The organism is Nostoc sp., assembly GCF_036918015.1.
GTDB lineage: Bacteria > Cyanobacteriota > Cyanobacteriia > Cyanobacteriales > Nostocaceae > Nostoc.
Genome location: NZ_JBALEO010000006.1, coordinates 1 through 2,419 on the forward strand (window position 1 = coordinate 1; position 2,419 = coordinate 2,419).

Below are 2,419 nucleotides of genomic sequence, written 5' to 3' on the forward strand. Positions count from 1 at the left end.
ATTAATGAGTATCAAAGACTCATTAAAGGAGTTCAAAGCCTCATTAATGAGTATCAAAGACTCATTAAAGGAGTTCAAAGCCTCATTAATGAGTATCAAAGACTCATTAAAGGAGTTCAAAGCCTCATTAATGAGTAGCAAAGACTCATTAATGTATGGTGACACTAACATTGCATTCTAAAACATATCTCCCCTGCCCCCTGCTTAGTTAGATTCTCCCATGACCAAACCCACCAGGGTACTGGAAATTTCATCAAGGGGGAGAATAAAATCTACATTGGCAGTGTTAATTGCGGCGGAGGGCATCCCGGAAAATTCGGCGGTTTTTAAGTCTTGGACAATGACAGTACCGCCCATTTTTTTGATCGCTTCTACTCCCATCGCGCCGTCGCTACCCGTTCCAGTTAATACAAGGGCGATCGCTCTGTCTTTGTAAGTGGCTGCAACCGATTCAAATAATAAGTCAGCCGAAGGACGTAAAAAATGTACTAATTCTGACTGTGATAAGGAAAGTGTGCCGTCACCGTTAACCAATAAGTGACGATCGGGTGGAGCAACGTAAGCCGTTCCTGGAGTAAGACAATCTCCCTCCTCTGCCTGTTTGACAGTAATATTTGTGCGCCGACTGAGAATTTCTGCCATGAACGACGGATGTCCCGGAGCGAGGTGTTGCACAATGGCGATCGCGGCTGTAAATTTTGCGGGTAGAGTCGATAGCACTTTAACTATAGCGGTAAGACCGCCTGCTGAGGCTGCGATCGCCACTACATCAAAGGCAGCATTAGTAAAGTGAGGTGGATGATTTTTGGCATTTTCTGCCATCTGAATCATGATTTTGCGCCTATGACTATTTGCGTAACTTCTTTAGTTACAAATGATATTAATAAAGTTACAATTTTTTATCCTTATTTAGATAGATCATACAGTATATCTGAACTAATTCAGCATTTTTTTGTCTTTAGCTATCAAATTCACAGGTTAATCTTCCTGCTCTAGAATACGTTTCGCCTCCAAAAGTTGCTGCTGATGTTCCTCGCTAACTTTTGGGTATTGTAGATTTAGTTCTTCTAATTTTGTGCAGATAATATTGGCAACAGTCAAGCGTGTAAACCATTTGCGATCGGCAGGAATAATATACCACGGGGCCCATTTAGTACTAGTGTTATTAAAAACCTCTTCATAGGCATTCATATAATCATCCCAAAAAGCACGTTCTCGGACATCATTATCTGAAAATTTCCAATTTTTTTCAGGAAATTCAATCCGTTCTAAAAAGCGTTTTTTCTGCTCTGATTTCGAGACATTTAGAAAAAACTTCAGAATGATGACACCATTATTAACCAAATATTTTTCAAAATTATTTATTTCTTCAAAACGCTGTTTCCATATCTTTTTTCCATTAGGTAAGTGAGGAAGTTGTTGTTTTTTTAGCATTTCTGGATGGACACGCACCACTAGCGCTTCTTCATAGTATGAACGATTGAATATGCCAATTCTTCCTCTTTCTGGCAGAGCTTTCATTGAGCGCCACAGATAATCATGGTCTAATTCTTCCGCACTGGGGCCCTTAAAACTAAACACCTGAAATCCTTGTGGGTTCACACCAGAAGTAACGTGTTTAATAGTGCTATCTTTGCCAGCAGCATCCATTGCTTGAAAAATAATCAACAGAGCATAGGTGTTTTGAGCATAGAGAATATTTTGGTAATTAGCTAGTCGTTCAACATCTGCCTGTAATTTGGTTGCAGCATCAGTTTTTTCATGAAAATCAGTTTTATAAGCTGGGTCATAGTTTTTTTTCAGAGAAATCTTTGAACCTGGCGGAACAATGAAAGCATCATGATTCATGTATAAAATCTCCTCATGGCTAATTAATACACAAGCACATTTTGAAGTATTAATTCCTGAAAGTTATAATTTATTAATAGTAAGAATTCAGCACCCAGGATTCAGGTGGTCGCCGAGCGCAGTCGTTCGCGCAGCGTCTCTGGCAGGAGAGGTGAGTCAGAATTTATCAGGAATCTAGAATAATTGAGATATTTATTCAGCAAGTTTTATCCTGATTTTTTAACTATAGCGGTTCTCAGTTGCATAGAATACAGACCTAACCCCAGCCCCTTCCCTGCTAGCGTTGGGGAGTAAAATTCAAAGCCTCTCTCCTTTTAGGCTACGGTGTACACACAAATCGAATTACCCCCCTTAATCCCCCCTTAGAAAGGGGGGAAAAAGAAGTAAATCTAGTTCCCTCCCCTTTATAAGGGGAGGGTTAGGGTGGGGTAAAATCCAGGTTTAATCGCATTTGTTACTTCGGGGTTCGCATTTGCTATTTCGGGGTTCGCATTTGCTATTTCGGGGTTCGCATTTGCTATTTCGGGGTTCGCATTTGCTATTTCGGGGTTCGCATTTGTTATTTCGGGGT

Annotated in this window: 2 protein-coding genes; both read right to left on the bottom strand. The window is 40.3% G+C overall.

Going from position 1 to position 2,419, the window contains the following annotated elements; translation table 11 throughout:
• Window positions 1-204: 204 nt before the first annotated feature.
• A complete protein-coding gene (locus V7K61_RS00755) occupies window positions 205-831 on the bottom strand; it encodes a chemotaxis protein CheB (protein WP_335050059.1) in 627 nt (208 codons plus the stop codon).
• Between the two features lie 147 nt (window positions 832-978).
• Entirely contained in the window at window positions 979-1,848 is an 870-nt protein-coding gene (locus V7K61_RS00760; protein ID WP_335050062.1) for a polyphosphate kinase 2 family protein, read from the bottom strand.
• Between the last annotated feature and the right edge of the window lie 571 nt (window positions 1,849-2,419).